The organism is Phyllobacterium sp. (assembly GCF_037994425.1).
Lineage (GTDB): Bacteria > Pseudomonadota > Alphaproteobacteria > Rhizobiales > Rhizobiaceae > Phyllobacterium.
This window is the reverse complement of the sequence record NZ_JBBNAM010000181.1, coordinates 1-6,170: the sequence shown is the minus strand read 5'-3', so window position 1 is coordinate 6,170 and position 6,170 is coordinate 1. Positions and strand designations below refer to the sequence as shown.

Below are 6,170 nucleotides of genomic sequence, written 5' to 3'. Positions count from 1 at the left end.
ACCGCGTCAAGGAATACATGATTGCGTTTCTCGTGCTGGAAACGCTGATGATCGGCGTATTCTGCGCGCTCGACATCGTGCTCTTCTACGTGTTCTTCGAAGCCGTGCTCGTTCCGATGTTCATCATTATCGGTGTCTGGGGCGGCAAGCGCCGCGTCTATGCGAGCTTCAAGTTCTTCCTTTATACGTTGCTCGGCTCGGTCTTGATGCTGCTTGCGATCATGGCCATGTACTGGCAGGCCGGCACGACCGACATTCCAACGTTGCTCGCCTACAAGTTCCCGGCCTCCATGCAGACGTGGCTATGGTTGGCATTCTTCGCCTCCTTCGCCGTCAAGATGCCGATGTGGCCGGTCCACACCTGGCTTCCGGACGCGCACGTCGAAGCCCCCACGGCGGCTTCTGCAATCCTTGCAGGCATTCTCTTGAAGCTCGGCGGCTATGGTTTCATCCGCTTCTCCCTGCCGATGTTCCCGCTTGCCTCGGCCGATTTTGCACCTTTGATCTATACGCTCTCGGTTGTGGCCATTATCTACACGTCCCTCGTCGCGTTGATGCAGGAAGACGTGAAGAAGCTCATCGCCTACTCGTCGGTCGCACATATGGGCTATGTGACGATGGGTATTTTCGCGGCCAATGAGCAGGGCATTCAGGGTGCGTTGTTCCAGATGCTGTCACACGGGCTCGTCTCGAGCGCGCTGTTCCTTTGCGTCGGCATCATCTATGACCGTACCCACACGCGCGAAATCTCGGCTTACGGCGGCCTCGTCAACAACATGCCAAAATACGCCGTGGTCTTCATGATTTTCACAATGGCGAACGTGGGATTGCCGGGTACCTCCGGTTTCGTTGGCGAATTCCTGACCTTGCTTGGCGTCTTCCGGGTCAACACCTGGGTTGCATTGTTCGCGGCTAGCGGCGTTATTTTTTCGGCTGCCTATGCGCTGTGGCTCTATCGCCGCGTCATCTTTGGGGTGCTCGAGAAGGATAGCCTGAAATCGCTCCTCGACATGACGACGCGTGAGAAGGCGGTAGTCTATCCGCTGGTGATCCTCACGATCTTCTATGGCGTCTATCCGATGCCGGTCTTCGACGCGACGGCAAGCTCCGTCCACGCCATCATCAATCAGTACAATAATGCGCTGTCCTCGGCTGCCACAGTGGCGCTGAAATAGCAGGAAGAGGCCTAACCGACATGATTGCCAACTTGACGCTTATGGCTCCTGAACTGCTCATCGCGGCGGGCGCGCTCGTGCTGCTGATGATTGGTGCGTTTTCCGGGGAGCGGGCAAATGGTCTGGTCAGCGGCCTTGCGGTTGCGCTGCTGCTTGCCGCGTTGGCGCTTGTCGTTCTGTTCCCGCAGGACGGCCACGTCTTCGGACGCGCCTTTGTCAGCGACCCGTTTTCGCGCTTCATGAAGGTGTTGACGCTGGTTGGCTCCGTCGTGACGCTCGTGATGTCGGCGGGTTTCGCCAAGGAAGAGAAGTTCGACAAGTTCGAGTTTCCGATCCTCGTTCTACTGGCGACGCTTGGCATGCTGCTGATGATTTCTGCCAATGATACGCTGTCGCTCTATCTCGGCCTCGAATTGCAGTCGCTCGCACTCTACGTGGTTGCCGCCATCAACCGCGACAATGTCCGTTCGACTGAGGCCGGCTTGAAATATTTCGTTCTCGGTGCGCTATCGTCCGGCATGCTTCTGTACGGCATTTCGCTCATCTACGGCTTTACGGGCCATACAGGCTTTGAGGCGATTGCCCAGGCGATAAGCGGCGGTGAGCGACAGCTTGGCGTGGTCTTCGGGCTCGTGTTCATCCTGGCCGGGCTTGCGTTCAAGATTTCAGCGGTTCCGTTCCATATGTGGACGCCCGATGTTTATGAAGGTGCGCCGACGCCGGTCACGGCTTTCTTTGCATCGGCGCCCAAGATGGCCGCCATGGCCCTTCTGACCCGCGTTGTCATCGAAACGTTCCAGCCGATTACGCATGATTGGCAGCAGGTTGTCGTTTTCATCGCCATCGCCTCCATGGTGCTCGGTGCATTCGCCGCCATCGGCCAGCGCAACATCAAGCGGCTGATGGCCTATTCGTCGATCAGCCACATGGGTTACGCGCTCGTTGGGCTTGCTGCCGGCACTGTCGTCGGCGTGCGCGGCGTTGCCATCTACATGCTTATATACCTCGTCACCACGCTTGGCACATTCGCCTTCATCCTCGCGATGCGCCGCAAGGATGGCAATGTCGAGCAGATCAGCGATCTATCCGGTCTCTCGCGCACCAATCCGATAATGGCGACGATCCTGACGATCCTGATGTTTTCGCTCGCGGGCATTCCGCCGCTCGCAGGATTCTGGGGCAAGTGGTACACCTTCCTTGCCGCCATGCAGGCCAACCTTTATGCGCTGGCGATCATCGGCATTGTCGCCTCGGTTGTGGGTGCCTTCTATTACCTACGCATTATCAAGATCATGTGGTTCGATGAACCAGCGGGTGCCTTCGAACCGGTCGCCGGCGAACTGAGGCTCGTTCTTGGTGTCTCCGGTCTGCTGGTACTGTTCTATGTCCTCGTGGGTGGGCCGGTCAGCACCTATGCGGAAGCTGCCGCCAAAACCTTTTTCTGACGAATATGGGCTTTTCTCTTTCGCCTCTGGCCCAGCAAAACGGCTACCACCTTGAAGCCTTCGAGACAATCGGTTCGACCAACGCCGTAGCGCTTGAGCGAGCGCTTGCAGGAGATGCGGGAAAGCTCTGGATCGTTTCAAAGAAACAGGAGAGCGGGCGCGGACGACGCGGACGCGTCTGGGCGACATCGCACGGAAACCTTGCAGCGTCGCTGCTCCTCACCGGTTCTTTCGACTTGAAGGCAGCTGCAACGCTCGGCTTTGTCGCCGGCCTCGCATTGGCGGATGCGCTCGATGCCGTCTGCCCGTCAACGAAATTTTCGGTGGGTCTCGATGGCGCCAACAATGGCGGCCGGGGCACCTCATCCTTGCGGGTTGAATTGAAATGGCCGAACGATCTGCTTGCGGATGGGGCGAAGCTCGCGGGTATCCTGCTTGAATCCACCCAACTGCCGGGCGATCGCTTTGCCATCGTCATCGGTATTGGCGTCAATGTCGTGGCTTATCCTGAGGACGTTCCCTATCCGGCAACGTCGCTTGCCCGCCTTGGTGCTGATTGCAGCGCCGAGACCCTATTCCTGGCATTGTCCGACGCCTGGGAAGAGAACAGCTGGGTCTGGAACGACGGGCGCGGGCTTGCCGAGATTCGCAGGCGCTGGCTGGCGCGGGCGGCGGGCCTAGGCAGCGAAGTTGCGGTGCGAGTCGACGGGGCGGTCCTGCGTGGTATATTCGAGACCATCGATGAAGACTGCCGCTTCGTCATTCGTGACGGCGATGGCGAGCGGGTAAAAATCGCGGCCGGTGATGTACATTTTGGTGCGGTGGCGTCCGCAAGGGCTGAATAGAATTCGGCTATTAGGAGTATAGATGGCGAATTCCGATCAGGCTGAGCTTGTTTTCCTTCCACTTGGCGGTGTCGGTGAGATCGGAATGAACTTGGCCATGTATGGCTATGGCCCCGCGCACAAGCGCGAGTGGGTGGTCGTCGACATGGGTGTCAGCTTTGCCGGCCCTGAGCTGCCCGGTGCCGATCTCATCTTGCCCGATATCCGCTTCCTGCAGGCGGAGCGCCAAAATCTCAAGGGTATCGTGATCACCCACGCCCATGAGGACCACTATGGCGCACTGCTCGATCTGTGGCCGCTGCTCAACGTTCCAGTCTATGGAACGCCGTTCACTGCCGGACTGCTCGAAGCAAAGCGGCACGCGGAGCCAGGCGCGCCGGATATCCCAGTGACGGTCTATCGTGCCGGTGAGACTTTTAATGTCGGTCCGTTCGAGTTCGAGGCTCTGGCGGTTACCCACTCGATCCCGGAACCCGTGTCGCTCGCTATCAAGACACCGCTTGGTACGATCATCCACACGGGCGACTGGAAGATGGATCCGGAGCCATCCATGGGCCCGCTGATCAACGAGGCGCGTTTCCGCGCATTGGGTGACGAAGGCGTTCTTGCGATGATGTGCGATTCGACAAATGCATTGCGCGAAGGCGAATCGCCCTCCGAACGCGAAGTCGGCGAGAGCCTGCGCAACATTATTGAGAATGCGCGGGGGCGCGTTGCAATCACGACGTTTTCGTCGAACGTTGGCCGCATTCGCTCGATCGCTTTGGCGGCACACGATGCGGGCAGGCAAGTTCTCGTACTGGGCCGGTCGATGAAGCGAATGATCGACGTGGCAAGCGAACTTGGCTATCTCGACGACGTGCCTGAATTCCTGTCGGAAGACGACTATGGCTTTATTCCGCGCGAGAACATGGTGATCATCCTTACCGGCAGCCAGGGCGAGCCGCGCGCGGCGCTGGCAAAGCTTGCCCGCGATGAAATGCGCAACGTCGCGCTTTCTGCCGGTGACCTGGTAATCTATTCGTCCCGAACCATTCCTGGAAATGAAAAGCCGATTATCGAGACGAAGAATCTCTTGATAGAGCAGGGCGTTCAGATCATTTCGGACGACGACCAACTGGTTCACGTCTCGGGGCATCCGCGCCGCAATGAGTTGAGGCGCATGTATGAATGGGTCCGTCCCCGCATTCTTGTTCCGGTGCATGGGGAGGCAGCGCATCTTGTTGCACAGGGTTCGCTCGCCGCGATGGCGGGCATTCCCGAGGTCCCGCAGGTGCGCAATGGCGACATCCTGAGGCTGGCGCCCGGCAGGGCGGAGATCGTCGACCAGGCGCCATTCGGCCGGCTCGTCAAGGATGGCAAGCTTATTGGTGATGAGGAAGAGGTCGGCATCGTGGAGCGTCGCAAGCTTGCCTATGTTGGGCACGTGGCCGTTTCGATGCTGCTTGACGATAATTACAACATCATCGAAGACCCGGAGATCGTTCCTATTGGCCTGCCGGAAAGTGACGAAGAGGGCGAGCTCCTTGAGGACCTGCTCTATGACGCTGCGGTCAGCGCCGTGCAAAGCATCCCGCGCGAAAAGCGCCGTGATTTAGGCATGGTACGCGAGGCGGTGCGCCGCGCCGTGCGGGCGGCGACGAACGAGGTCTGGGGCAAAAAGCCGGTCGTCACCGTCTTCGTGACACGTCCGTAGGAATAGCGCTGTGCTGGGCCGTCTCAACCATATCGCCATTGCCGTGCCTGACCTTGGCGCCGCATCCGCCACCTACCGGAATATGCTAGGTGCAAAGCTAACCGAGCCGCAGGCCTTGCCCGAACATGGCGTGACCGTCGTATTCATTGACGTTGGCAATACCAAGATCGAACTCCTCGAGCCGCTGGGGCCCGATTCGCCCATCGCAGCATTTCTCGCGAAGAACCCATCCGGCGGCATGCACCACGTCTGCTACGAAGTGGCGAATATCATTGCCGCGCGGGATCATCTAAAACGAGAGGGTGCCCGCATCCTCGGAGACGGTGAGCCTAAGAACGGCGCGCACGGCAAACCCGTTCTTTTCCTCCATCCGAAGGATTTCAACGGGACATTGATCGAACTGGAGCAAGAGTAAATGCCCATCGCGACCGCAATGGCAGTCTATTTCATTCTGTGGTGGCTGACGCTTTTCACCATGCTGCCGATCGGCCTGCGTACCCAGGGCGATGAAGATGACGTGACCCTTGGAACGCCAGCCAGCGCCCCGCACAAGCACCGCATGGGCAGGGTCTTCCTTCTGACGACGATCATATCGGCGGTTATCTTCGCGATCTTCTACATCGTGAACCAGAAGTATGGCTTTGGCGTCGATAATTTCCCCGTTCTGTTCCCACAAGCCGGATAGGGATCTGCTCCGCGCTTATCAGTTTTGTTCGATTGAAATGCCTTTTTCGCCGATCTTGAGTTCGACGGCGGGCTTGGTTTCTTCGCGATAGATGTAGATTCCCAATCCGATGACGGCGACGAGGAGAGCTCCAACGATCAGGTAAAGGCCATTGCGATTCAAGATAAGTTTCCTTTTTGGTTGTCATGGATTGATTAGTATGCATCCGAGGAAGGACGCGGGATAAAGTCTCGCGCGTGAAGTGGGCCTGAGGTAGCCTGGCACGCGGGTTCAAGGGACCGTTTTTTGTGATGCGTCGTCAGCGTCCCTGCGAGCCTCGATAAT

Annotated in this window: 7 protein-coding genes; 6 read left to right on the top strand and 1 reads right to left on the bottom strand. The window is 58.4% G+C overall.

Annotated features, from left to right (window positions below; all coding sequences use genetic code 11):
• The 6 genes from AAAB35_RS13100 to AAAB35_RS13075 all read left to right on the top strand — a co-directional run.
• The coding region (locus tag AAAB35_RS13100) for an NADH-quinone oxidoreductase subunit M (protein ID WP_340668710.1) at positions 1-1,175 on the top strand (1,175 nt) is incomplete at its 5' end.
• A gap of 20 nt (positions 1,176-1,195) precedes the next feature.
• Entirely contained in the window at positions 1,196-2,620 is a 1,425-nt protein-coding gene (gene nuoN, locus AAAB35_RS13095; protein WP_340668709.1) for an NADH-quinone oxidoreductase subunit NuoN, read from the top strand.
• A 5-nt stretch (positions 2,621-2,625) separates the two neighbouring features.
• Positions 2,626-3,465, top strand: coding sequence for a biotin--[acetyl-CoA-carboxylase] ligase (locus AAAB35_RS13090; RefSeq protein WP_340668708.1), 840 nt, complete (start codon positions 2,626-2,628; stop codon positions 3,463-3,465).
• Positions 3,466-3,487: 22 nt separating this feature from the next.
• Positions 3,488-5,161 carry a ribonuclease J gene (locus tag AAAB35_RS13085; protein WP_340668707.1) on the top strand — a complete coding sequence of 558 codons (1,674 nt, stop codon included), beginning with the start codon at positions 3,488-3,490 and terminating at the stop codon, positions 5,159-5,161.
• Between the two features lie 10 nt (positions 5,162-5,171).
• Positions 5,172-5,576 carry a methylmalonyl-CoA epimerase gene (mce, locus tag AAAB35_RS13080; protein WP_340668706.1) on the top strand — a complete coding sequence of 135 codons (405 nt, stop codon included), beginning with the start codon at positions 5,172-5,174 and terminating at the stop codon, positions 5,574-5,576.
• On the top strand, positions 5,577-5,846 hold the full coding sequence (locus tag AAAB35_RS13075; protein WP_340668705.1) for a DUF1467 family protein: 270 nt from the start codon (positions 5,577-5,579) through the stop codon (positions 5,844-5,846).
• A gap of 18 nt (positions 5,847-5,864) precedes the next feature.
• Here the strand turns inward: AAAB35_RS13075 and AAAB35_RS13070 are convergent, their stop codons facing one another.
• Positions 5,865-6,008, bottom strand: coding sequence for a hypothetical protein (locus tag AAAB35_RS13070; RefSeq protein WP_340668704.1), 144 nt, complete (start codon positions 6,006-6,008; stop codon positions 5,865-5,867).
• Positions 6,009-6,170: the final 162 nt, after the last annotated feature.